This window comes from Ruegeria sp. BHSB172 (assembly GCF_059613165.1).
Window position 1 is genome coordinate 168,735 of sequence record NZ_JBXWRZ010000002.1, and the last position, 24,029, is coordinate 192,763.

The following is a 24,029-nucleotide window of genomic DNA, read 5'->3' on the forward strand; positions in this document are numbered from 1 at the left end:
CCACAAGGTCTAGGAGATTTCACCCGAACGCACTATTCTGTGGGTCACGCACCACCAGCCACGAATGAGTCGCCCATGAATGCGCCCACCGACATTTCGATGAAAACCGACGAGGTTCTGCGCGTCGAACTGGAGGTGTTCCGCCAGCAGCACCGCGACTTGGACGAGGCGATCAAGGCGCTCGAGGCGACCGGCACCGCCGACCAGCTGACGGTGAAGCGTCTGAAGAAACAGAAGCTGCGCCTTAAGGACATCATCCGGCTGATCGAGGATCGCCTGACCCCTGACATCATCGCCTGATCCGGCGCGGTCAACCGCATTGCCACGCAAGCGGATTTCACTATAGTGCGCGCTTCCTAACGCAGGCGGGGAACAGGGCAGATGAGCGAGATCAAGGTCGGAATCATCATGGGCAGCCAGTCGGACTGGCCCACCATGAAAGGCGCTGCAGAGATACTGGACGAACTGGGTGTGGCCTACGAGGCCAAAATCGTCTCGGCCCACCGTACGCCGGACCGTCTGTGGGAGTACGGGAAGAGCGCCGTGCAGCGCGGGCTTCAGGTGATCATCGCCGGCGCTGGCGGTGCCGCGCACCTACCGGGCATGATGGCGTCCAAGACGCGGGTGCCGGTGATCGGCGTTCCAGTTCAGACGCGGGCGCTGTCCGGTGTCGACTCGCTCTATTCCATCGTGCAGATGCCCAAGGGCTTTCCGGTTGCGACCATGGCCATCGGTTCGGCCGGCGGCACCAATGCCGGCCTGATGGCCGCTGGCATTCTGGCCCTGCAGGACGCAGCCCTGGCCGACCGGCTGGACGCCTGGCGTGCGGCACTGTCGGACTCGATCCCCGAGGAGCCCCGCGATGAGTAGCCCCTTGCAGCCCGGCGCGGTGATCGGAATTCTGGGCGGCGGCCAATTGGGCCGAATGCTGTCGATGGCCGCGGCGCGACTGGGCTTCGTGACCCATATTTTTGAGCCGGGCGCCAACCCGCCCGCGGGCCAGGTGGCGCATCGCGTGACCACCGCATCCTATGAGGATGCCGAGGCGCTGGCCGCTTTTGCGCAATCCGTCGATGTCATCACCTACGAGTTCGAAAACATCCCGACCGAGGCGCTGGACGTTCTGGAGTCGCACCGCCCCATCCGGCCCGGCCGCGAGGCGCTGCGGGTCAGCCAGGACCGGTTGACCGAAAAGACATTCCTGCAAGGTCTGGGCCTGAACACCGCACCCTTTGCCGATGTGACCGACCTGGACAGCCTGCAGGCCGCCATCGAACGGATCGGCACGCCGGCGATCCTCAAGACCCGCCGCTTCGGCTATGACGGAAAGGGGCAGGCGCGGCTGAAGACGCCCGAGGACGCCCGGGCCGCGCTGGCCGACATGCAGGGTGCACCCGCGATCCTGGAAGGCTTCGTGAATTTCAGCCACGAGGTGTCGATCATCGCCGCCCGCGGGCTGGACGGCCAGGTGGCCTGTTTCGACCCCGGCGAGAACGTGCATCGCGACGGCATCCTGCACACGACCACGGTGCCCGCGCGCCTGTCCCCTGCCCTGCGGACCGACGCGGTGCTGCTGGCCGCGAATATCCTGAACGCGCTGGATTATGTCGGCGTCATGGGGGTCGAACTGTTCGTGACACCGCAGGGCCTGATCGTGAACGAGATCGCGCCGCGCGTTCACAACTCGGGTCACTGGACGCAGAACGGCTGCGCGGTCGATCAGTTCGAGCAGCATATCCGCGCCGTGGCCGGCTGGCCGCTGGGCGATGGGCAGCGTCACGCGGATGTGGTGATGGAGAACCTGATCGGCGACGACATGGACCGCGTGCCCGAGCTTGCGCAACAGCGTGACGTGGCCCTGCACCTGTATGGCAAGGCCGAGGTCAAGCCGGGCCGCAAGATGGGCCATTTCAACCGGATCAAACGCTAGCGCGCCGCGGCGACGAACCGCCCGGCGATATCCCCCGACAGGAAACTGACCCGGCCGCCGGCGATGGTTGCCGCCACGCGCTGCGTTTCAGCGTCTAGAATGACCAGATCGGCGCGTTGGCCGGGTTGCAGCGACCCGCGGTCCTTTAGGCCAAGTATCCGCGCTGGCCCCGACGACACCAGCGCCCATGCGCCCGCCAGATCCATCAGCCCCGATTTCATCAGCATCAGTGCCGCCCTGCGCGGGCTGGGATAGTGATAGTCCGACGCCAGCGCATCGCACAGCCCCATGGCGAGCAGGTCCAGCGCGCTGACATTGCCCTTGTGCGATCCGCCCCGCACCACGTTGGGCGAGCCCAGAATGACGTGATCGCCCGCAGCCTTGGCTGCCTCGGCCGCCTCGAGCGTTTCGGGAAATTCGGCGATATGCACGCCGCGTTTGCGCCATTGGGAACGGGCCTCTGCCGTCGCGTCGTCATGGCTGCCCAGACGCACGCCTTGTTGGGCCAGCGCCGCGCACAGCGCATCAAGCGCGGCGGGTACCTCGGAGGTCCGGGCATGCATCTGCTGCAGCATCTTCAGATGCGCCTCGGGGCTGCGACCGGCCTTGAGCGCCTGCCCCGTCAAACGCGGCGGGGTGCGCCCCTGCGCCAGACGGTCATGCGGCAGGTGATCGTTGAACACGACATAGGGCACCTGCCAGTCAGCGATGCGCCCCGGCAGGTCGGCATAATCGTCCAGCAGGTGGGTTTCGAACCGCAACTGCGGGATCAGGTCAGTGACCACGCTGCCCTTCACCGCCGCGATCGCGCGGAACACGTCGGCGGCGAAACGAGGGCCGCGCACGCCGCCCTCCCAGCTGTAGAATTGCGCCAGCACGGCGGTGGTGATGCCATTGGCCGCCAGCTCGGCCTCGGCGGCGCGGATTCCCTCGTCCATCTGCTTCATGGCCCCCCGGCGCGGGGCGATGTGACGCTCGAACCCGTCACCGTGCAGGTCGATGATGCCCGGCAGGACCAGATAGCCGTTCAGATCAACGACCGGCGCACCGCCGCCTTCTTGGATCAAGCCATCGGCGATCGAGAGGTCATCACCGACAAGTCCGCAGTCAGGGTGCAGGACCTGCGCCCCGGTAAAGGTAAGTTCCAATGCGGTCACCGCGTGGGCTCCGAGTTGGGTTCGCCGCAGTCCTGGCCGATGCAGATCTCATCGATGATATCGAGAACACCGTCCAGCCAGGTGATGCTGCGGTCGAAAGATCCGTATTCGATGAAATGCAGCGCTTGGGCCATGACCCGCGGGTTGTTCATCATGAAGGTGTGTGTCACCGGCAAGACGATGTGGTCGGCCATGCCTTCGACCTTGGTTTCCTCGACCGCGACCTTGCCGTCGTCCGGCCCGTCGACCAGCGCCGAAAAGACAGGGTTCAACGAGTTTTCCCCGGCGATCACCCCGAGTTTGAAATCCACCGGTGGCAGGCGTCGGGGGATGCCCTCGGAGCCTGTTCCCAGCTGCAGTCCCGCAGGCCCGTTCAACAGGCCGAACACCTCGAGATCGCCTAGTTCGTCGACCAGCTGGCTACCTTGATTGGGCGGGCCCAGCATGACCACGCGGCCCAGGTTTTCCGGGCGATGATCCTGCAGCCAATAGCGCAGCAGGATGCCGCCCATCGAATGCGCCACCACGTTCGCCGTGTCGCCGTTGCAGGCCGAAAAGGCCGCTGGCAAGGTCTGGTCCGCCAATTCGGGAATCGGCAGGTCGGTGGAAGGGTAGCCCGGGCGCACGACGTCATAACCGTGCAGTTCGAACAATTCCTCCATGACCGAAAAGGATGCCTCGGTCCGGGCAAGCCCATGCAGAAGAACCACGCATTTGGCGTGCGCCAGCGAAGGCGCCAGGCACAGAAGGATGACGATCAGAAAACGCATTCCCGCCAGATAATGCTTTATCCCGACCGAGGAAAGACCTAGCTGGCTTTCGGCTGCAAGACCGCCACCAGAATACCGCCAAGAACAAGACCGGCGCCCAGTACAAGCCGCGCTCCGGGCGCCTCGTTCAGCAAAACCGCCCCCGCGACGATGGCGATCACCGGCACGCTGAGTTGCACGACCGCCGCCTGAGCCGGGGCCATCAACGGCAGGATGCGATACCACAGAGCATACCCCAGCCCCGAGGCGACACCGCCAGAGAGAGCGGCCAACGCAAAACCCCAAGGGGTCAGGTGCCATGTGCCACCGATCGCCAGCAGCACGGTCGCAGTGACCGGAAGCGCCCATACGAAATTGGCGGCCGTACCCGCCAGCGGATCACCTTCAGTGCGGCCCGCAAGGGAATACGCGGCCCAGCCGACCCCCGCGGCGGCCATCAGAGCCGCGCCTGTCGGATCCACCCGAACAGAGCCCGATGGCCACAGGACCCAAGTCAGCCCGGCCATCGCGACCACCGCTCCCGCCACCTGCCGCCTATCCGCAGCCGCCCCATCAAAGCTGCTGGCCGCGAACATCGACAATTGCACGACGCCAAACAGAATCAGTGCCCCAAGCCCGGCATCCAATGTCAGGTAGGCGGCGGAAAATCCGACCATGTAGAGGGACAGCGCCCCTGCCCCGACGATACGGCGGGGATGCCACAGCCGCAACCGGCCAGAGCGCAGCATCACAAGGCAGGCTAGAACCACGGCTCCGGACATGACCCGCACGACCGCGAACCCGGCCGGGTCGCTGGCGCCACCGTCAATAGCGGCCCGGGTCAGGACCGAGTTGGCCGCAAAGGCGCACATGGTCAAAGTGGTCAGAGCAATCAGTCGCATGCCCCCTCCTTAGCCGTTTCATCGCCGACACTCACCCCATTCCTTTCGCCCGCGACATCTTCTGTTTTCGACCGGTCCGCCGCGTGCATCGGTGCGCGGCAAAAAAACGGGGTCGCCCGAAGGCGACCCCGCATCATCTTAACCAGATGCTCCCTGATCGGGAGGTCGAATTCGCCGAGGCGAATTCGATTGTTTACATCATGCCGCCCATGCCGCCCATGTCGGGCATGCCGGCACCGGCGCCAGCGCCTTCCTTGGCGGGCTTGTCGGCAACCATGGCTTCGGTGGTGATCAGCAGACCGGCAACCGAGGCTGCGTCTTCCAGAGCGGTCCGCACCACTTTGGCCGGGTCGATCACGCCGAACTTGAACATGTCGCCATACTCTTCGGTCTGGGCGTTGAAGCCGAAGGCCGGATCTGTCGATTCGCGGACCTTGCCGGCAACCACGGCACCATCGACGCCTGCGTTCTCGGCGATCTGGCGCAGCGGAGCCTCAATGGCCTTGCGAATGATGTTGATGCCTGCGTCCTGATCGGCGTTTGCGCCTTTCACGTCGCCCAGCGCCTTGCCGGCCTGAACCAGGGCAACACCGCCACCCACGACGACACCTTCCTGAACGGCCGCGCGGGTTGCGTTCAGAGCGTCGTCCACGCGGTCCTTGCGCTCTTTCACTTCAACCTCGGTCATGCCACCGACGCGGATCACGGCAACACCGCCGGCCAGCTTGGCAACGCGCTCCTGCAGCTTCTCGCGGTCATAGTCGCTGGTGGTTTCTTCGATCTGGGCGCGGATCTGGGCAACGCGTGCCTCGATCTCGGCCTTCTCGCCAGCACCGTCGACGATGGTGGTTTCGTCTTTCGAAATGGTGACCTTCTTGGCCGAACCCAGCATGTCGATGGTAACGTTTTCCAGCTTCATGCCCAGTTCTTCGCTGATGACCTGACCGCCGGTCAGGATTGCGATGTCCTGCAGCATGGCCTTGCGGCGATCGCCGAAGCCCGGAGCCTTGACGGCAGCAATCTTCAGGCCGCCACGCAACTTGTTGACAACCAGGGTTGCCAGCGCTTCGCCTTCAACGTCCTCGGCAATGATCAGCAGCGGCTTCTGCGACTGGATCACCTGCTCCAGCAGCGGAACCATCGGCTGCAGCGACGAGAGCTTCTTCTCGTGCAGCAGGATCATGCAGTCTTCCAGCTCGGCGATCATCTTGTCGGCATTGGTCACGAAGTAGGGCGACAGGTAACCGCGATCGAACTGCATGCCTTCGACGACGTCGGTCTCGGTTTCCAGACCTTTGTTCTCTTCGACGGTGATGACGCCTTCGTTGCCGACCTTCTGCATCGCGTCTGCGATCTGGCGGCCGATTTCAGCTTCGCCGTTGGCCGAGATGGTACCAACCTGCGCAACCTCGTCGCTGTCCTTGACTTCGCGGGCAGCGGCTTTGATGGCTTCGACGACCTTGGCGGTTGCCATGTCGATGCCGCGCTTGAGGTCCATCGGGTTCAGGCCGGCTGCAACCTGCTTGAGGCCTTCCTTGACGATGGCCTGAGCCAGAACGGTTGCGGTGGTGGTGCCGTCACCGGCTTCGTCGTTGGTGCGGCTGGCGACTTCCTTCACCATCTGCGCACCCATGTTTTCGAACTTGTCTTCCAGTTCGATTTCTTTGGCGACCGAAACACCGTCCTTGGTGATCCGCGGCGCGCCGAACGATTTGTCCAGCACCACGTTGCGGCCTTTGGGGCCCAGGGTCACTTTGACGGCATCAGCCAGGATGTTGACGCCCTTCAGCATGCGGTTGCGGGCATCGGTATCGAATTTGACGTCCTTTGCAGACATGTCTCTCTCCGTATCTTCGGTAAATTGCGTGTCTCAGATGATCCGAGGCGTTCAGGCGGCCTTCGCGGCGGACGACGCCTCGACAATGCCCAGAATGTCGCTCTCTTTCATGATGAGCAGCTCTTCACCGTCGACGGTGACTTCGGTGCCCGACCATTTGCCGAACAGGATCTTGTCGCCTTCGGAAACGGCCATCGGGATCAGCTCGCCGCTGTCCTTGCGGGCGCCTTCGCCACAAGCAACGACAATACCTTCGCTGGGTTTTTCTTTTGCACTGTCGGGAATGATCAGACCGCCGGCGGTCTTCTCTTCGCTTTCCACGCGGCGCACCAGCACCCGGTCATGAAGTGGTTTGAATGCCATCTTTGCAGCTCCTTGAGGCTCAAAGGTTGTTAATCCCCTCCTCGCGGCTTCGCGAGGCGTTAGCACTCACACTCAGCGAGTGCTAACGGCGTATAGCTAGGCGGTCGCCCTGAAGCTGTCAACAATCCCGATGAAAAATTTTTTTCGCCGCGCCCAGCGCGGATTAGTCATCGTTTTCCCAACTGCAGGCCCAGTGTTTCAAACCCGCACGCCCTGCGGCTGAAAGGGCGTAAATGCCCTTCTCGACCTTTTCGAACCAGCCATAGTGATTGTCGCGCATCAGGCGTGTGGCGTGGGGCACTTGCGCGGCGCGGGCCACCTCGGCGCCCTTGGTGGCACCGTGTTCGGCCAGATGGGCAGCGCATTTCAATGCGTCCTGGCGATAGGCCGTTACGATGCCATGGCGGGTGGCGCCCCCGGCATTCGGATCGCCCTGCAACCGATCGAACTCGCGCAGCAGGCGGGCAGCCCTGCCCTTGGCCTTGCGCGGAGAGTAAGGCCCCGGATCACAATGAACATCGACCGCACCGTCGCCGCGGACGGTCATCAGACCCAACCCCAGCCGCCGGCACAGGGAGAGGTTGTCCCGCAGCGCGCGCCTTGCCGTCCGCCCTGTCGGTCTGCAAACGGCGATATAGACATGATCGGTGATCTTCTGGCGCGCTACTGCCTGATGGAACAGCGCCAGCGAGAATCGCAGCTTCAACTCGACGATGACGGCGTCCTCAGCGCCCCGGACGGCAACGATGTCGGCCGCGCCGACTTCGCCCTTGACGACGTAGCCCTGGCGCTCGAGAAGCGCTTTGATCGGGGGATAGAGGTCCTGCTCGCGGTTCATGCGCTCATGCTACGGGGAATCTCGGGGAATGCCAGTGGATGGGTTGCGCATGGCGCATGCGCGGGGTCTAAGGAAGGGCGAGATTACCTGCAATCGGATCGTTCCATGCGCCTGTTCCTGCTTGCACTGTTTCTGTTGTCCCCTGTCGTGGGCAAGGCCGACTGCGACGGGCACGATCTGCGGCTGGCCATGGCGCCTGAAACGCGCGCCGAACTGGAGGCCGCCGTCAGCCAGACGCCATTTCCCGCAGGCAACCACTGGATCGCGCGCAAGGGGGAAACGGTCCTGCACCTGATCGGCACACTCCACCTCAACGACCCGCGCATGGGCCCGATCGTCGAGCGGCTGACCCCGACGCTGAGCCGGGCCGACGCATTCTATTTCGAGATCACCCAATCCGACATGGCTGAATTTGAAAAGACCTTGGCGACGGATCTTAGCCCGGTTCTGATCACCTCCGGCCCCACCCTGATCGAGATGATGAGCGAATCGGACTGGGCGCGGATCTCGGCCTCTCTTGCCGCGCGCGGCATACCTGGGTGGATGGCGGCCAAGATGCAGCCCTGGTTCCTTTCGATGATGCTGGGCATGCCGCCTTGCATGCTGCAGATGCCCGACGCCGACTACGGTATGGACGCGCGCCTGGCCGAACTGGCGCAGGCGCGAGGGATCCCGCAATATTCCCTGGAAAGGATCGAGGACCTGATCGCAATCTTCCAGAGCCACCCCCTGGAAGACCAGGTGCAGTCGCTGGTTCGCATGGCCGATGCATTGCAGGCCGAAGATGACCAGATGGCGACGATGGCCAACGCGTATATCGAGGAGAAACACGCCGAAATCCTGCAATTGGCGAAAATTCTGGGGCGCGATGCTTCGGGGCTGTCGCCCGAGGTGTTTGCCCGCGAATGGGCCGGTTTCGAAGATCAGATGCTGGTCCAGCGCAATGCCAACTGGATGCAAAAGATTCTGGCGCTTGACAGCCAAACCGCAGTGATTGCAGTTGGCGCCGGACACCTGCCCGGGCGGCACGGGCTGCTGAACCAACTCTCACTCGCCGGGTACAGCCTGACCCGGGCGCCGTTCTGATCAGGCGCGGCGGGCGTCAGACCAACGGTCGCAGGCCCTTTTCTGCCGGGTGACAAGGCCCGCCCCGCCTTCTATAAGGCGCGCAAACATCCAGCATCAGGAATCCAAAATGACCATCCAAGTATTTGGCCATAAATCCCCCGACACCGACTCGACCGGATCTCCGATCCTGTGGGCCTGGTATCTCAACGAAGTCAAAGGCGAAAAGGCCGAGGCCGTCCTGCTGGGCGAACCCAACACCGAGGCCGCCTTCATGCTGCAGCGCTGGGACCTGCCCAAGCCGCGCATCATCGGGGATGTCGAGACCGATGCTCCGGTTGTCATCGTCGACACCAACAACCCGGCCGAGTTGCCGGCCAACGTTAACAACGCCGATATCCGGGCCATCATCGACCACCACAAGCTGGTCGGCGGGCTTGAAACCAAAGGCCCGATCGACATCACCGTGCGTCCGCTGGCCTGTACCGCAACCATCATGATCGACCTTATGGGCGACGATGCCGCCAAGATGCCCGACGCCATCAAAGGCGCCGCCCTGACCTGCATCCTGTCGGACACGCTGGAGTTCCGCTCGCCCACCACAACCACACATGACCGAGACGTTGCCGAGAAACTGGCCGCTGATCTTGGCTTGGATATTTCGGCCTATGCCGCCGACATGTTCGCAGCGAAATCGGACGTATCGTCCTTCTCGGACGCCGAGTTGATCCGCATGGACAGCAAGGAATACGAAGTCGACGGCACCAAGTTCCGCGTCTCCGTTCTGGAAACCACCGCGCCGAGCGTGGTGCTGGACCGCAAGGACAGCCTCGCCCAGTCGATGCTCGAAGTGGCCAAGGAAGATGGCGTGGACCAGGTTCTGCTCTTCGTCGTTGACATCCTGAATGAAGAGGCCACCCTGCTGGTGCCCAACGACTTGGTCAAATCCGTCGCCGAAAAGAGCTTTGGCGCCTCGGTTGACGGCGACACCGTCGTTCTGCCGGGAATCATGAGCCGCAAGAAGCAGATCATTCCGAACCTGAAGGTCTGACTTCGCCGAAACACAAGGATTGGCACCCGCTGTGCGGGTGCCATTTCATTTGCGAGGCTCTGCCTCGCGCTCCGGGATATTTTGGGCCAGATGAAGTCAAGGTGTCGCCCCTCATCTGGCGGCAAATATCCCGGTGGAGCCGTCCCAAGGCGGCGGGGGCAGAGCCCCCTCTGGCAAATTCGGTCCGGCTCTGCCATAGGCTTGGGTTGATGCGAGGCCCAAGCCAGAAGAGACAATCATGACCCAGATCATCCCTGCTCTCGACGCGGTATCCGACCGCTACAAAGCCCTTTTTGTGGACCTGTGGGGGTGCGTGCACAATGGTATCACCGCCTTCCCCGAGGCCGTCGACGCGTTGAAAGCCTACCGCAGCAAAGGGGGAAAGGTGGTTTTGGTGACCAATTCACCAAAACCGCGAGCTGGCGTAGCCGAGCAACTGAAACAGTTCAACGTTCCTTCGGATGCGTACGACACGATCGCGACCAGCGGTGATTCCGCGCGCTCGGCAATGTTTCGCGGTGCAGTTGGTGAAAAAGTTTATTTCATGGGCGAATGGGATCGGGACGCGGGCTTTTTCGAGCCACTGAAAATTCTGGATCACCCGATCCACATCGAACGCGTGCCGCTGGACCAGGCCGAAGGGATCGTCTGCTGTGGCCCGTTCGACCCGATGGCCGACCCGGCATTGAACCGGCCGGACTTCCTGTATGCCAAGCAGAAAGGCCTGAAGCTGTTGTGCGCCAACCCTGACATCGTCGTCGACCGGGGCGAGGTGCGGGAATGGTGCGCCGGTGCGCTGGCCAAGCTCTACACCGAAATGGGTGGCGAGAGCCTGTATTTCGGCAAACCGCATCCGCCCATCTACGATCTGGCACGGCGCCGCCTTCGCGCGCTGGGAGTGGACATATCAGACGACGAGATCCTCGCGATCGGCGACGGGCCGCATACCGATATCGCGGGCGCCATGGGTGAGGGCATTGATTCCCTTTTCATCAGCGGCGGGCTGGCGGCATCGGAAACAAAAACGTCGCACCAGCCGGATCCGGATGCCTTGAGCGATTATATTTTCAAGGAAAAGATTAACCCAACCTATACGATCGGCCGCCTACGCTAAGCAGAAAACGCTTGATTTTCTGCAGTTGCGAAGTAATAAAGTTACCAATCTTGGGTCGTTGGTGATTTTTTGTTGCCGGACCGATGCATAGTGAGGGCGACATGTTGGACAATCTTCCGCGCGGAACGATCTGTATCGAAGACATCGAAATGGGTATGACCCGGCACCTGCGCAAAGTGGTGACGGACGAAGACATCGAGATGTTCGCCCAGGTCTCGACCGACCGGAACCCGGTGCATCTGGATGACGACTATGCCCGCGATACAATTTTCGAAGGGCGCATCGCCCACGGGATGCTGACCGCTGGTCTGATCTCGGCCGTGATCGGCGAACAGCTTCCCGGCCATGGGACGGTCTACATGGGTCAGTCGCTCAAATTCCTTGCGCCGGTCCGCCCCGGCGACATGGTCTATGCCGAGGTCAAGGTGATCGACATCGACTTTGCCAAGCGCCGAGTCAAGCTGGACTGCCACTGCTCGGTCGATGGCAAGAAGGTCCTGATAGGCGAGGCCATGGTTCTGGCCCCCTCGCGGAAGTTCGACTGACGGCAGGTTTTATTGACCAGCCAAGCCCCGGTCTGGAACTGCCGCTTGAACCCGGTGGACAGTCCCGCTAGGCAAGCCCCATGCAGATCATCCGGGACTACAAGTATGTCGATCCAGAGGACCGCGGCGCCAGCGCCGCGATCGGGAATTTCGATGGCGTTCATATTGGCCACCAGTCGGTGATCGATCTGGCTCGGAAGGCATGCCCCGATGCGCCCTTGGGCGTTCTGACCTTCGAGCCGCACCCACGCGAATATTTCGCCCCGGAAGCCCCGCCCTTTCGTCTTATGCGCGGAAATGCGCGTGCGCACCGGCTGGAGAAGCTAGGTGTGCAGAAACTGTACGAACTGCCGTTCAACGCAGCGCTCGCCGGGCTGACGCCCGAGGAATTCGCCAGCAACGTGATCTGCGAAGGTTTGGGTCTGGCCCATGTGGTGATCGGGGCCGATTTCTGTTTCGGTAAAGGCCGCAGCGGCACCGCGCAGGATATGGTGCAGTTCGGCCGGCAGATGGGGTTCGGCGTCACCATCGCCCCATTGATGCAGCAATCCGCTCACGTGGTCTCGTCCACCGCGATCCGGCAAGCCCTGAGCGATGGTCGCCCGCGGGACGCGGCGGCCATGCTGGGCCACTGGCACCGGATCGAAGGCGAGGTGATCGGCGGCGAACAGCGCGGCCGCGAATTAGGCTTTCCGACGGCCAATATGTCGATCGAAGGAATCCACCCCCCGAAATTCGGCGTCTATGCGGTTCTGGTCGACGTGCTGGATGGCCCGCATGCCGGCAGCTATCACGGGGCGGCCTCGGTCGGGGTGCGGCCAATGTTCCATGGCGAGGTCCCGAATATCGAAACCTTCCTGTTTGACTTCTCCGGCGATCTCTATGGTGCGACCCTCTCGGTGGGCTTGGTCGAATTCCTGCGCCCTGAGATGACCTTTGACGGCCTCGATGCTCTGATCGCCCAGATGACCGAAGACTGCGATCGCGCGCGCAAGATCCTGGCCGCGACATGAGCAAGGATCCGATCGACCGCGCCGGGCTGACCCCACGTTTTTGGGAGCGCAAACCCCTGCAAAAGATGACCCCGCGTGAATGGGAAGCCCTGTGCGACGGCTGCGGCAAGTGCTGCCTGAACAAACTCGAGGACGAGGACAGCGGCGAGGTTGCCCTGACCCGTGTCGCCTGCCGGCTGCTGGATGACGCGACTTGCCGCTGCACCCAGTATGACATCCGCCACCAGTTCGTACCGGAATGCATCGTCATGCGCCCGGACAACATTCACGAACACGCCTACTGGTTGCCGCAGACCTGCGCCTACCGCCTGTTGTGGGAGGGCAAGCCCCTGTACGATTGGCACCCGTTGCTGTCAGGGTCGCCCGACAGCGTCCACGCCGCAGGCGTTTCGGTTCAGGGCCTGACCGTGTCCGAATTCGAGACGCCTGAGGAAGAGTGGGAAGACTACATCATCGAGGAGCCAACCTGATGCATTTCGCCTCTGACAATTCCGGGCCCGTCCACCCCGAGGTCCTGACCGCTCTGGCCGAGGCCAATCAGGGCTATCAGATGGCTTACGGCGCCGACGATCTGATGAACGAAGTGCGCGACCGGATTCGGGCCATCTTTGAGGCGCCCGGGGCAGCGGTCTATCTGGTGGCAACCGGAACGGCGGCCAACTCGCTGGCCCTGGCGACCCTGTCGCAACCGTGGGAGACCATATTCTGCTCGCCCGTCGCGCATATTCATGAGGACGAGTGCAACGCGCCCGAATTCTACACCGGCGCCAAGCTGACGCTGGTTCCGGGCGGCGACAAGATGCAGCCGGATGCACTGCGCCGCACCATCGCCGCAGAAGAGACCCGCGGCGTGCACGGTCCTCAGCGTGGCCCGGTGTCGATCACTCAGGTGACCGAGCGGGGCTCGGTCTATTCGCTGGCCGAGCTGCAAGCGCTGTGCGGGGTCGCCAAGGAGTTCGGCCTGCCCGTCCACATGGATGGCGCACGGTTCACCAATGCGCTGGTCACGCTGAACTGCTCTCCGGCCGAGATGACGTGGAAGGCGGGCGTGGATGCGGTCAGCTTTGGCGGCACCAAGAACGGGCTGATGGGGGTCGAAGCGGTGATCTTCTTCGACGAAAGCAAGGCCTGGGAGTTCGAGTTGCGCCGCAAGCGCGGGGCGCATCTGTTTTCCAAGCACCGGTATCTGTCGGCCCAGATGGCGGCCTATCTGCGCGATGATCTGTGGCTGCGATCGGCCCGAAAGGCTAACGCCAACTGTGCGCGTCTGGCCGATGGGCTGCGGGCTGCGGGTGCGCAGTTTCTGCATGAACCCCAGGCCAACATCATCTTTGCCAGCTTTCCCCGCAGCCTGCACAAGCGGCTGCACGCGGCCGGTGCGGTCTATCACCTGTGGGGCGGCTCGCTGGACGGCCCGGACGAGGACGAGATGCTCGCCTGCCGGTTCGTCTGCGACTGGTCGACACCGACCGAAGAAATCGACCGGTTCCTGGCGCTGCTCTAGGCGCGCCAGAACGCCTCGATCTGCGCTGCCGTCTCGCCCGGGTGCGAGATGGGCAGCATGTGCCCTGCCCCCTCAAGAACAGCCTGCCGGGCATCGGGCAAGCGGGCGCGCAGCCCGGCATTGACCACCGCCATGATCGGGTGCGAGGCCGAACCATGCAGCAGCAGGATCGGCATCGTAGCCCGCGCCATGGCCGTCGGGGCCAGCAGGCCAGTGGTATCGCGGAACAGCGGCCCCTCGACCGCGCCAACCACGCCAACACCCCGGATCATCGCATTTCGGGTCCGCTCGGGCAGATCCGGCCAGCGCGGGCTACGGTCGGTCGTGCCCCACATGCGGTTGAACAGGCGGGCGGCCCGGGGCGCGTCGCCTTCAGCAAGGGCGGCTTTGTAGGGCTGAGACTCGGCCGCGTGTTGCGCCGCAAGCGCAGGCGCGTCTTGGTGGGCGACGGCAAAGAACACGGGTTCGATCAGAACGGCGCTGCGCACCAGGTCCGGGTATTCGATGGCCAGCCGCAGCGCGACCATCGCACCGAAACTATGCCCGATCACGTCCATCGGTTCGCTCAGCTGCGCCCGCGACAGGGCTGTGGTCAGGTCGAAGAAGTCTCCCTGCCCGTCCCAATCCGGGCTGCGCCCGTGCGACAGCATGTCGGGTGCGATCAGCGTGGCCCGGTTGCCCAAAGCGGCCGCCAGACCCGACCACGCACCGGAATGCGCGATCGTGCAATGCAGCGCCAGCACCTTTCTGGTGCCCGCCCCAAGAGCGCGAACGTGAACGGGCGGCAGCACGGGCTTGGCCTTGGTCATGCCTTGAGCGTCGCCAGATGCTGGTCCAGATCCTCAAGCCGGTCCTGCCCCCAGAACCTTTGGTCGTCTTGCGTGATGTAGAAAGGCGCGCCAAACACGCCGCGGTCCACCGCTTCTTCGAGATTGGCGGCGTAGGTCTCGGCCCCGATCAGCAGGCCGCTGTCGGCCAGCGCCGGGTCAAAGCCCGCCCCGGCCAGACAGTCGCGGATCACGTCATCCTGCGCGATGTCCCTGTCCTCGGCCCAGCAGGCGCGCAGAAAGGAATGGCACAGTTTGCCCACGTCGCCCGATCCATCCTGAATGGCCGCGATGATGGCGTATGAGGACGGCGCTGCGTTGGTCGGCCAATGTGCAGGTTGCAGGTTGAACGGCAGGCCCGTCTTCTTGGCTTGGCGCACCAGTTCCTGCGCACGATACTCGATGCGCGACGGGTGGCGGTCCTTGGGGGGCACGCCGCCGGTGCGCCCGAACAGCGCTATGATGTCAACAGGCTTGTACGCGATAGTGGCGCCGTGCTTGGCCGCGATCTCCTCCAGCCGCAGTCCGGCTAGGTAGGAATAGGGCGACAGTGTCGCAAAAAAGTAGTCAATGTCGGCCATGTGCACTTTCTCCACCCTGTTATCTTTGCGTGACGTTAAGGCCATGCTAAGCGGTGTCAACATCACGAATCTGTCACATTGCCACTGCTGCCCGGGGACCTCAGCCGATGCCGACACGTCACGAACCCAAGCTTATCGCTGGGAACGCAAACCTTCCGCTTGCCGAATCCATTGCCCGCCGCATGAGCCTGCACCGCGGTGTCGAGCAGGGGTTGGTCGATGCCCGCGTCGAACGCTTCAACGACGGAGAAATCTTCGTCGAGGTGTTCGAAAACGTCCGCGGCGAGGACATGTTCATCATCCAGCCGACCTCGAACCCGGCCAATGACAACCTGATGGAGCTGCTGATCATCGCCGACGCATTGCGCCGGTCTTCGGCGCGTCGGATCACGGCTGTGATCCCCTATTTCGGCTACGCTCGTCAGGACCGCCGCACCAAGGCCCGCACCCCGATCAGCGCCAAACTGGTGGCCAACATGCTGACCGGTGCCGGGATCGAGCGGGTTCTGACCATGGATCTGCACGCCGCCCAGATCCAGGGCTTTTTCGACATCCCTGTCGACAACCTCTATGCCTCGCCGATCTTTGCGCTGGACGTGAAAAACCAGTTCAAGGACCGGCTGGACGAAATCATGGTCGTCTCGCCCGACGTGGGCGGCGTGGCCCGTGCCCGCGAACTGGCCAAACGCATCAACGCCCCGCTGTCGATCGTGGACAAACGCCGCGAAAAGGCCGGAGAAGTGGCCGAGATGACCGTGATCGGCGACGTGACTGACAAGATCTGCCTGATCGTGGATGACATCTGCGACACCGCCGGGACCCTGTGCAAGGCGGCCCAGGTCCTGATGGACAACGGGGCCAAGGAAGTGCATTCCTACATCACCCATGGCGTCATGAGCGGCCCCGCCGTCGAGCGGGTATCGAACTCGGCGATGAAATCGCTGGTTCTGACCGACACGATCCAGCCCACCAAGGAAATCCAGGATGCCAAGAACATCCGCACGGTTCCGACCGCGCCGATCTTTACTCAGGCGATCCTGAACATCTGGAACGGAACCTCAGTGTCGTCCCTGTTCGAAGACAAAACCCTGACCCCGATCTACGAGACGCTGTACCACACGAGCTGACCGGGCGGTCGCCTGGACCTTCACGACCCCAAAGCGAAAACCGCTCAGCCGGTTTTCGCTTTTTTTCGTTGCCCGACAAAGCCGGTCACGAGATGTCCCAGTCATCCGGATGCGAAACCTCGCCGGTTGCCGTCCATGCGACCCGAATTCGGGCGATGCGGGTGTCGGACCATGTGCGAAACACAGCGTCAAAACCTTGCGGGGTGATGTTCTCGGCCAACAATTCGGCGCGCAGCGCCGAAGACGTATCGACATCCCAAAGAGAAACGCCAATCTGCACGACCGGGGCCGAGCGGAAAGCTTCGTTGAAGCGAATGGCGGCGCGCCGCTCGCGCGGCCCTTCGCCTGTCCACATATCGCCGCCGTCGGCGAATTCCGAAAACAAGACCGTCTCGCCTTGGTCAATTCCAATAGGGTGAGTCAGAAATTTCTTCATCATTCTTCTTTGGCTTGAATTTCCGAAGCTTAGCCCTGCACCCTGACAAAATCACGACAAAAAAACGGCCCCGCAGCAGCAGGGCCGTTTCCAATTCCGATAGTGCAGTGGCCTTACAGGCTCATATGCGTTCCCAGCGCTTCCATGTCGGCCAACAGCTTGGCTGCCTCGTCGACAATGGTCTGCTCGCCGTTTTCCTTCGCCGCCTCGTGCGAGGCGCGTGCCTCGGCAATCAGCTCGTCCAGATGGGTGCGGGTCACTTCGTCAACCGGGATGGCCTTTTCGGCCAGCACCGACAGGGCATCGCCGTTGATCTGGGCAAACCCGCCGGTGACCAGGTATTCGCTGGTCCCTTCGGGCGCTTCGACCTTCAGGATGCCCGGACGCAGCGTGGTGATCGTGGGGGCATGATCGGGCATCGCCGTCATGTCCCCGTCCGCGCCGGGAATCTGGACCGCGCTGGCCTGAAGCGAAGCAAGACTCCGCTCCGGGCTGACGAGGTCGAATTGCATCGTGTTTGCCATCGGGGATACTCCTTAGGCAGCTGCTGCGGCCATCTTCTCGGCTTTGGCGATCACTTCGTCGATGCCACCAACCATCAGGAAGGCCGCTTCGGGCAGGTGGTCGAATTCGCCGGCCACGACACGCTCGAACGAGTCGATGGTGACTTCCAGCGGAACCTGAACACCCGGCGAACCGGTGAAGACTTCGGCCACGTCGAACGGCTGCGACAGGAAGCGCTCGATCTTGCGGGCGCGGGCCACGGTCAGCTTGTCCTCTTCCGACAGTTCGTCCATGCCGAGGATGGCGATGATGTCCTGCAGCGACTTGTAGCGCTGGAGGATCTGCTGAACGTCGGTCGCAACCTTGTAGTGACGCTCGCCGACGATGGCCGGGTCAAGCAGGCGCGAGGTCGAGTCGAGCGGGTCCACGGCCGGGTAGATACCCTTTTCCGAGATCGCACGGTTGAGAACGGTGGTTGCGTCCAGGTGCGCGAACGAGGTTGCCGGCGCAGGGTCGGTCAGGTCGTCCGCGGGCACGTAGATCGCCTGCACCGAGGTGATCGAGCCCTTCTTGGTCGAGGTGATGCGTTCCTGCAGGGCGCCCATGTCGGTGGCCAGCGTCGGCTGGTAGCCCACAGCCGAAGGAATACGACCCAGCAGAGCCGACACCTCGGAGCCCGCTTGCGTGAAGCGGAAGATGTTGTCGACGAAGAACAGAACGTCGGTACCGGACTGGTCGCGGAACTGCTCGGCCAGGGTCAGACCGGTCAGAGCAACACGGGCACGCGCCCCCGGAGGCTCGTTCATCTGGCCGTAGACCAGGGCCACCTGGCTTTCCGACAGGTTGTCGGGCTTGATGACGTTCGATTCGATCATCTCGTGGTACAGGTCGTTGCCTTCACGGGTCCGTTCACCAACACCGGCGAACACCGAGAAGCCCGAGTGCACTTTCGCGATGTTGTTGATCAGCTCCATGATCAGAACGGTCTTGCCCACACCGGCGCCGCCGAACAGACCGATCTTGCCGCCTTTGGCGTAGGGGGCCAGCAGGTCAACGACCTTGATGCCGGTGACCAGGATTTCCGACTCGGTCGACTGTTCGTCGAACGAGGGGGCGGGCTGGTGGATGGCGCGGGTTTCAGTCGCTTCGACCGGGCCTTTTTCGTCGATCGGCTCGCCGACCACGTTCAGGATGCGGCCCAAGGTGGCGTTGCCGACCGGCACCGAGATCGGTGCGCCGGTGTCAACAACCTCGGCCCCGCGGACCAAGCCTTCGGTTGCGTCCATCGCGATGGTACGGACGGTGTTCTCACCCAGGTGCTGGGCAACTTCCAGCACCAGGCGCTTGCCGTTGTTTTCAGTTTCCAGCGCGTTCAGAATTTCAGGCAGCTGATCGTCGAAGTGCACGTCGACGACGGCCCCGATGATCTGTGTGACTTTGCCTTTTGCATTCGCCATGTTTCGTCTCCGGTTTGTCTCTACAGCGCTTCGGCGCCGGAAATGATTTCAATCAGCTCGTTGGTGATCACGGCCTGACGCGAGCGGTTGAACTGGATCGTCAGCTTGTCGATCATCTCGCCCGCGTTGCGCGTCGCGTTGTCCATCGCGGACATCCGTGCACCCTGTTCCGAGGCCCCGTTTTCAAGCAGAGCCGAGAAAATCGCCGTGGCGACCCCCTTGGGCAGCAAATCGGCCAGAATGGCCTCTTCGCTGGGCTCGTAGTCGAACACGGCGCCGCTGTCGTCCCCTTCGGCATCCTCGAACGAGGCGGGGATGATCTGCTGGGCCGTCGGGATCTGGGTCACGACGTTCTGGAACTTCGCGTAGAAGATCGTGGCAACGTCGAATTCACCCGCGTCGAAACGCGACAGGATGTCCTTTGCGATGTCCTGCGCATTGGCATAGCCGATGCGCTTGACCTCGCTCAGGTCGATGTGACCGACGAACAGGTCGCCATAGTCACGCTTGAGCGCGTCGCGACCTTTCTTGCCTACGGTCAGGATCTTGACCGTCTTGCCCTTGCCGCGCAGCTCGTCCGCCTTGGCGCGGGCCAGGCGGGCGATGTTCGAGTTGAAGCCGCCGCAGAGCCCACGCTCGGCCGTCATCACGACCAGGAGGTGGACATCGTCGCTGCCCGTGCCGCGCAGCAGCTTGGGGGCGCTGTCGCTGCCCCCGACCGATGCTGCCAGCCCTGCCATCACGGCATTGAACCGCTCGGCATAGGGGCGCGACTGTTCCGCAGCTTCCTGGGCGCGGCGCAGTTTCGCGGCCGCGACCATCTGCATGGCCTTGGTGATCTTGCGGGTCGATTTGACCGACTCGATCCTGTTTTTAAGGTCCTTAAGACTTGGCATCGCCGCGTCTCCTTAAGCGAAGGTTGCGGCGTATTCGTCCAGCGCAGCCTTGATCTTGTCGGCAGCCTCGCCCTTGATCTTGGGATCTTCGTCGGTGATCCACTGCAGCAGATCGGCATGCTTGCCGCGCAGATGCGCCAGCAGACCGGCCTCATAACGGCCAACGTCCGAAACGTCGATCTTGTCGAGATAGCCGTTGGTACCGGCGAAGATCACGCAGACGATTTCCGCGTTGGTCAGCGGCGAGTACTGCGGCTGCTTCATCAGCTCGGTCAGACGCGCACCACGGTTCAGCAGCTGCTGGGTTGCGGCATCGAGGTCAGAGCCAAACTGCGCGAACGCGGCCATTTCGCGATACTGGGCCAGTTCCAGTTTCACCGGACCGGCAACCGACTTCATCGCGTTGGTCTGAGCCGACGAACCCACGCGCGAAACCGACAGACCGGTGTTCACGGCAGGGCGGATACCCTGATAGAACAGCTCGGTTTCCAGGAAGATCTGGCCGTCGGTGATCGAGATCACGTTGGTCGGAATAAAGGCCGACACGTCGCCGCCCTGGGTTTCGATGACCGGCAGAGCGGTCAGCGAACCGGCGCCGAAGTCCTCGTTCAGCTTGGCCGAACGCTCCAGCAGGCGCGAGTGCAGGTAGAAAACGTCGCCCGGATAGGCTTCACGCCCCGGCGGACGGCGCAGCAGCAGCGACATCTGACGATAGGCGACGGCCTGTTTCGACAGGTCATCGTAGATGATCAGGGCGTGGCGGCCGTTGTCGCGGAAGTATTCAGCCATCGCGGTTGCGGCATAGGGTGCCAGGAACTGCATCGGCGCCGGGTCGGACGCGGTTGCGGCCACGACGATCGAGTATTCGATGGCGCCGGATTCTTCCAGTTTCTTCACCAGCTGGGCCACGGTCGAACGCTTCTGGCCGATGGCCACGTAGACGCAGTACAGCTTTTTCGATTCATCGTCGCCGGCGGCGTCGTTGTAGACTTTTTGGTTCAGGATGGTGTCCAGAGCCACGGCGGTCTTGCCGGTCTGACGGTCACCGATGATCAGCTCGCGCTGGCCGCGGCCGATCGGGATCATAGCGTCAACCGACTTCAGGCCGGTCGCCATCGGCTCGTGCACCGATTTACGCGGGATGATGCCCGGCGCCTTGACGTCGGCGACGCCGCGCTGCTTGGCATTGATCGGGCCCTTGCCGTCCAGCGGGTTGCCCAGGCCGTCAACAACGCGGCCCAGCAGCTCGTCACCAACCGGAACGTCCACGATCGACTTGGTGCGCTTGACGGTGTCACCTTCCTTGATGTCACGGTCCGAGCCGAAGATCACGACACCGACGTTGTCGGCCTCGAGGTTCAGCGCCATGCCCATGATGCCGCCGGGGAACTCGACCATCTCGCCCGCTTGCACGTTGTCCAGGCCGTACACACGGGCGATACCGTCACCGACGCTCAGCACACGGCCGATTTCGGCCACTTCGGCTTCTTGACCAAAATTCTTGATCTGGTCCTTCAGGATCGCAGAAATCTCTGCAGCTTGGATACCCATTTATCCGACCTCTTTCATTGCATTCTGTAGGGAGTTGAGCTTGGAGCGGATCGAGCTGTCGATCATCTGCGAGCCCACTTTGACAACAAGACCACCGATGAGGCTTTCATCGACGGTCGCATGGATGGTCACGTCCTTGCCCACGCGCTCGGACAGTGTCTTGGACAGCTTTTCAAGCTGGGTCTTGGTCAGCGATTTGGCCGACACGACTTCGGCAGTGATTTCTCCGCGCTCCTCGGCCAGCATCTCGCGCAGGACCTTGATCAATTGCGGCAGCACGAACAGCCGGCGTTTCTGCGCCATCAGCGCCAGCGTGTTGCGCAGGATCGGGTTCAGCCCCATCTTTTCGGCAACGGCAGTGATCGCCTTCTGCTGGTCGGCGCGCGAAATCAAAGGTGAAGAAATCACGTCGCGCAACTCGGCGCTTTCGCTCAGGGCCTCCGACAGGTCGTTGATGCCGGATTCCAGGCCCGCAAGGTCATTGTTCTCTTTTGCGATCTCGAAGATCGCCGTGGCATAGCGCTTGGCGATGCCCGTGGAAATCGAAGCTGGTTCGGACACGTCCACCCTTCCGATATTTTAGGCCCCGGATTTGCACGGCAACAGCCAGCCCGGGGGCGTGAAGAAACCCCGTCCTTGAAGGGCGGGGATCAAAATCACCGGGGATGTAGCAGAGCCAATCCAACCTAGCAATATGTTATGCCGGATGGCAGTTTATCCACAAAACCTTTGATTTCATGCACTTACGTCAAGTGCGACCCTTTGAACCCATCTAGCGCGGTGAAAAATGTTACCAGGTTGCGGGTTTTTGCGATTCCTGTGGCCGATTTCCCTCAGCTTTTCGCCTCTGTGCCTGACCTTCCGCGCCTAGGCCATCACGCCGGCTTCAACAGCCCGTCCAGCGCTTTGATCGGGCGTTTTTGCCGATCTTTCGTGACGCTGCCGCTGGGGGGAAACACCTGCTTGCCGGCCTCGACCATCAGCACCCCGCCGGCCATGATCGTCGGAATGCGCTGGCCGGCTTTCTCGATCAGGCTGCCCGAGCGCAGCCAGAAGCGCCGAAACGACGGCGGCATGTAGAGGGCCGAGCAGTGTTTTTCGGGCAGGAAATGGTGAGCCCGCAGCTGTTTGTCCAACTGGGTCGCCGAGTACGGGTGGCCATACCCGAACGGCGTGCGATCGGTCCGCGACCACAGCCCGGCCCGGTTTGGCACTACGAATATGGCGCGTCCGCCGGGGCCCAGCACGCGCCAGCATTCCTCCAGCAACTGGCTGGGCCGTTCCGAGGTTTCCAGCCCGTGCATCACCACCAGCTTGTCCACATGTCCGGTCTCAATGGGCCACGCGGTTTCTTCGGTCAGCACCGACACATTGGGCATTCCCGCGGGCCAGGGCATCACCCCCTGCGGGCCGGGCATCAAGCCCACCACACGCCTCGCATCCGCCAGATACGGACGCAACAGCGGAACGGCAAAGCCGAACCCCGCAACCGTCTGTCCTTTGGCCTCGGGCCAAAACTCGACCAACCGCCCACGAATGGCGGCCTGCGCGGCCCGCCCCAACGTGCTGCGATAGTAGAAGTTTCTCAGATCCTGCACATCGAGATGCATTGCGGACACCCGGTCAATCGGCTTAGCTGGCCGCAGTCTAGCAACGAAAGGGCAAAAGGCCATGCCTCTTGAAATCGTCACCGTTCCGTGCCTCAGCGACAACTACGCCTTTCTGGCCCATGACGCGACCACCGGCGAAACAGCCCTGATCGACGCCCCCGAGGCTGGCCCGATCTTGTCCGAACTCGACGCACGCGGCTGGCGCCTGACCCATGTGCTACTGACCCATCACCACTGGGACCACGTCGATGGCTTGGCCGACATACTGGACCGGCACCCAGCCCAGGTCGTCGGCGGCGCGGCCGACGCACATCGTCTTCCCAGCCTGGATATGCAGGTGGCCGAGGGCGACCTGTTCGAAATCGGCGGCGAACCTGTCGAGGTCTTTGACGTTTCGGGACACACGGTGGGCCATGTTGCCTATTACATGCCGCAAAGCCATGCGGTGTTCACCGCCGACAGCCTGATGGCGCTGGGCTGCGGCCGCCTGTTCGAGGGCAACGCCGAGCAGATGTGGTCCTCGTTGTCCAAACTGGCCGCCCTGCCCGACGATACGCTGGTCTGTTCTGGGCACGAATATACCCAGTCCAACGCGCGGTTTGCCTTGACCGTCGATCCGGAAAACCCCGCCCTGCAACGACGCGCTGCCGAAATCGACGCGGCGCGGGCGGCAGGCCGACCGACCGTTCCGTCATCATTGGGCCTGGAAAAGGCAACGAACCCGTTTCTGCGCGCCAAGGATCCGACGATTCAAGCGCATCTGGGCATGGTCGGCGCAGACCCCGCCCAGGTTTTTGCCGAGATCAGGGCTAGAAAAGACCGTTTTTGATGCCTAAATGCCCTTCATCACGGACACGGTCGCAGTAAATGTGACTGTCAAGTGAAAGAAAACCCTTGAAGCGTCGGCCTGATCAACCAAACTCTAATAGTATGAGGTCATGGTTGGGATGGGGATCCGACCCATTCTCGAAC

The 24,029-nt window shown here is 62.7% G+C and carries 27 protein-coding genes; 12 read left to right on the forward strand and 15 right to left on the reverse strand.

Features of this window, described 5'->3' with window-relative positions; all coding sequences use genetic code 11:
• Positions 1–75: 75 nt before the first annotated feature.
• From AC2FM3_RS01810 to AC2FM3_RS01820, 3 genes are all read left to right on the forward strand, one after another.
• On the forward strand, positions 76–300 hold the full coding sequence (locus AC2FM3_RS01810) for a YdcH family protein (protein ID WP_005981552.1): 225 nt from the start codon (positions 76–78) through the stop codon (positions 298–300).
• An 81-nt stretch (positions 301–381) separates the two neighbouring features.
• Complete coding sequence (gene purE / locus AC2FM3_RS01815; protein WP_496678595.1) at positions 382–870, forward strand: 5-(carboxyamino)imidazole ribonucleotide mutase; 489 nt, start codon at positions 382–384, stop codon at positions 868–870.
• Positions 863–1,930 carry a 5-(carboxyamino)imidazole ribonucleotide synthase gene (locus AC2FM3_RS01820; RefSeq protein WP_496678597.1) on the forward strand — a complete coding sequence of 356 codons (1,068 nt, stop codon included), beginning with the start codon at positions 863–865 and terminating at the stop codon, positions 1,928–1,930. The genes purE and AC2FM3_RS01820 overlap by 8 nt, the downstream gene beginning before the upstream one ends.
• On the opposite strand, the gene AC2FM3_RS01825 is transcribed toward AC2FM3_RS01820, so the two are convergent.
• The 6 genes from AC2FM3_RS01825 to AC2FM3_RS01850 form a co-directional block, all read right to left on the reverse strand.
• A complete protein-coding gene (locus tag AC2FM3_RS01825) occupies positions 1,927–3,087 on the reverse strand; it encodes an alpha-D-ribose 1-methylphosphonate 5-triphosphate diphosphatase (RefSeq protein ID WP_496678598.1) in 1,161 nt (386 codons plus the stop codon). The genes AC2FM3_RS01820 and AC2FM3_RS01825 overlap by 4 nt on opposite strands.
• Positions 3,084–3,857: an alpha/beta fold hydrolase gene (locus AC2FM3_RS01830; protein WP_496678599.1), complete on the reverse strand. Its 774-nt coding sequence runs from the start codon at positions 3,855–3,857 to the stop codon at positions 3,084–3,086. The genes AC2FM3_RS01825 and AC2FM3_RS01830 overlap by 4 nt, the downstream gene beginning before the upstream one ends.
• Before the next feature lie 38 nt (positions 3,858–3,895).
• On the reverse strand, positions 3,896–4,738 hold the full coding sequence (locus AC2FM3_RS01835) for a DMT family transporter (protein ID WP_496678601.1): 843 nt from the start codon (positions 4,736–4,738) through the stop codon (positions 3,896–3,898).
• Positions 4,739–4,931: 193 nt separating this feature from the next.
• Positions 4,932–6,575, reverse strand: a complete 1,644-nt coding sequence (gene groL / locus AC2FM3_RS01840; protein WP_496678602.1) for a chaperonin GroEL — start codon at positions 6,573–6,575, stop codon at positions 4,932–4,934.
• A 51-nt stretch (positions 6,576–6,626) separates the two neighbouring features.
• Entirely contained in the window at positions 6,627–6,938 is a 312-nt protein-coding gene (locus tag AC2FM3_RS01845; RefSeq protein ID WP_496678603.1) for a co-chaperone GroES, read from the reverse strand.
• 163 nt (positions 6,939–7,101) lie between these two features.
• On the reverse strand, positions 7,102–7,776 hold the full coding sequence (locus tag AC2FM3_RS01850; protein WP_496678605.1) for a DUF2161 domain-containing phosphodiesterase: 675 nt from the start codon (positions 7,774–7,776) through the stop codon (positions 7,102–7,104).
• A 105-nt stretch (positions 7,777–7,881) separates the two neighbouring features.
• Here AC2FM3_RS01850 and AC2FM3_RS01855 point away from each other — a divergent pair, with 105 nt between their 5' ends.
• The 7 genes from AC2FM3_RS01855 to AC2FM3_RS01885 all read left to right on the forward strand — a co-directional run bounded on the left by AC2FM3_RS01855 (position 7,882) and on the right by AC2FM3_RS01885 (position 14,068).
• Complete coding sequence (locus AC2FM3_RS01855; protein WP_496678607.1) at positions 7,882–8,862, forward strand: TraB/GumN family protein; 981 nt, start codon at positions 7,882–7,884, stop codon at positions 8,860–8,862.
• A 109-nt stretch (positions 8,863–8,971) separates the two neighbouring features.
• Entirely contained in the window at positions 8,972–9,892 is a 921-nt protein-coding gene (locus AC2FM3_RS01860) for a manganese-dependent inorganic pyrophosphatase (protein ID WP_496678608.1), read from the forward strand.
• 238 nt (positions 9,893–10,130) lie between these two features.
• Positions 10,131–11,006 carry a TIGR01459 family HAD-type hydrolase gene (locus tag AC2FM3_RS01865; RefSeq protein ID WP_496678610.1) on the forward strand — a complete coding sequence of 292 codons (876 nt, stop codon included), beginning with the start codon at positions 10,131–10,133 and terminating at the stop codon, positions 11,004–11,006.
• Between the two features lie 101 nt (positions 11,007–11,107).
• Complete coding sequence (locus tag AC2FM3_RS01870) at positions 11,108–11,551, forward strand: MaoC family dehydratase (RefSeq protein WP_138839951.1); 444 nt, start codon at positions 11,108–11,110, stop codon at positions 11,549–11,551.
• Between the two features lie 80 nt (positions 11,552–11,631).
• Positions 11,632–12,564 (forward strand): bifunctional riboflavin kinase/FAD synthetase, encoded by a 933-nt coding sequence (locus tag AC2FM3_RS01875; RefSeq protein WP_496678612.1) that lies wholly within the window; start codon positions 11,632–11,634, stop codon positions 12,562–12,564.
• Positions 12,561–13,034, forward strand: a complete 474-nt coding sequence (locus AC2FM3_RS01880) for a YcgN family cysteine cluster protein (RefSeq protein WP_496678614.1) — start codon at positions 12,561–12,563, stop codon at positions 13,032–13,034. Before AC2FM3_RS01875 ends, AC2FM3_RS01880 begins: the two co-directional genes overlap by 4 nt.
• Positions 13,034–14,068 (forward strand): threonine aldolase family protein, encoded by a 1,035-nt coding sequence (locus AC2FM3_RS01885; protein ID WP_496678616.1) that lies wholly within the window; start codon positions 13,034–13,036, stop codon positions 14,066–14,068. Before AC2FM3_RS01880 ends, AC2FM3_RS01885 begins: the two co-directional genes overlap by 1 nt.
• Here AC2FM3_RS01885 and AC2FM3_RS01890 read toward each other — a convergent pair.
• Both AC2FM3_RS01890 and AC2FM3_RS01895 read right to left on the reverse strand, forming a co-directional pair.
• Positions 14,065–14,877, reverse strand: coding sequence for an alpha/beta fold hydrolase (locus tag AC2FM3_RS01890; RefSeq protein WP_496678618.1), 813 nt, complete (start codon positions 14,875–14,877; stop codon positions 14,065–14,067). The two genes, AC2FM3_RS01885 and AC2FM3_RS01890, sit on opposite strands and share 4 nt — an antisense overlap.
• Positions 14,874–15,476, reverse strand: a complete 603-nt coding sequence (locus AC2FM3_RS01895; RefSeq protein ID WP_496678620.1) for a 2-hydroxychromene-2-carboxylate isomerase — start codon at positions 15,474–15,476, stop codon at positions 14,874–14,876. The genes AC2FM3_RS01890 and AC2FM3_RS01895 overlap by 4 nt, the downstream gene beginning before the upstream one ends.
• A 107-nt stretch (positions 15,477–15,583) precedes the next feature.
• Here AC2FM3_RS01895 and AC2FM3_RS01900 point away from each other — a divergent pair, with 107 nt between their 5' ends.
• The gene (locus AC2FM3_RS01900; protein WP_496678622.1) at positions 15,584–16,603 is read left to right on the forward strand and encodes a ribose-phosphate pyrophosphokinase; all 1,020 of its coding nucleotides are present in this window, start codon (positions 15,584–15,586) and stop codon (positions 16,601–16,603) included.
• A gap of 85 nt (positions 16,604–16,688) precedes the next feature.
• Here the strand turns inward: AC2FM3_RS01900 and AC2FM3_RS01905 are convergent, their stop codons facing one another.
• The 7 genes from AC2FM3_RS01905 to AC2FM3_RS01935 all read right to left on the reverse strand — a co-directional run bounded on the left by AC2FM3_RS01905 (position 16,689) and on the right by AC2FM3_RS01935 (position 23,057).
• Entirely contained in the window at positions 16,689–17,039 is a 351-nt protein-coding gene (locus AC2FM3_RS01905) for an H-type lectin domain-containing protein (RefSeq protein WP_496678624.1), read from the reverse strand.
• A 113-nt stretch (positions 17,040–17,152) separates the two neighbouring features.
• Positions 17,153–17,563, reverse strand: a complete 411-nt coding sequence (locus tag AC2FM3_RS01910; RefSeq protein ID WP_170365421.1) for a F0F1 ATP synthase subunit epsilon — start codon at positions 17,561–17,563, stop codon at positions 17,153–17,155.
• A 12-nt stretch (positions 17,564–17,575) separates the two neighbouring features.
• Positions 17,576–19,000, reverse strand: a complete 1,425-nt coding sequence (gene atpD / locus AC2FM3_RS01915) for a F0F1 ATP synthase subunit beta (RefSeq protein ID WP_490359724.1) — start codon at positions 18,998–19,000, stop codon at positions 17,576–17,578.
• 20 nt (positions 19,001–19,020) lie between these two features.
• On the reverse strand, positions 19,021–19,896 hold the full coding sequence (locus AC2FM3_RS01920; RefSeq protein ID WP_496678626.1) for a F0F1 ATP synthase subunit gamma: 876 nt from the start codon (positions 19,894–19,896) through the stop codon (positions 19,021–19,023).
• Positions 19,897–19,908: 12 nt separating this feature from the next.
• Positions 19,909–21,447 carry a F0F1 ATP synthase subunit alpha gene (gene atpA, locus AC2FM3_RS01925; RefSeq protein ID WP_496678627.1) on the reverse strand — a complete coding sequence of 513 codons (1,539 nt, stop codon included), beginning with the start codon at positions 21,445–21,447 and terminating at the stop codon, positions 19,909–19,911.
• Positions 21,448–22,008, reverse strand: coding sequence for a F0F1 ATP synthase subunit delta (locus tag AC2FM3_RS01930; protein ID WP_496678628.1), 561 nt, complete (start codon positions 22,006–22,008; stop codon positions 21,448–21,450).
• A 314-nt stretch (positions 22,009–22,322) separates the two neighbouring features.
• Positions 22,323–23,057, reverse strand: coding sequence for a class I SAM-dependent methyltransferase (locus AC2FM3_RS01935; RefSeq protein ID WP_496678630.1), 735 nt, complete (start codon positions 23,055–23,057; stop codon positions 22,323–22,325).
• 61 nt (positions 23,058–23,118) lie between these two features.
• Between AC2FM3_RS01935 and gloB the strand changes: the two genes are divergently transcribed.
• Positions 23,119–23,886 (forward strand): hydroxyacylglutathione hydrolase, encoded by a 768-nt coding sequence (gene gloB / locus AC2FM3_RS01940; RefSeq protein WP_496678631.1) that lies wholly within the window; start codon positions 23,119–23,121, stop codon positions 23,884–23,886.
• Positions 23,887–24,029 lie beyond the last annotated feature (143 nt).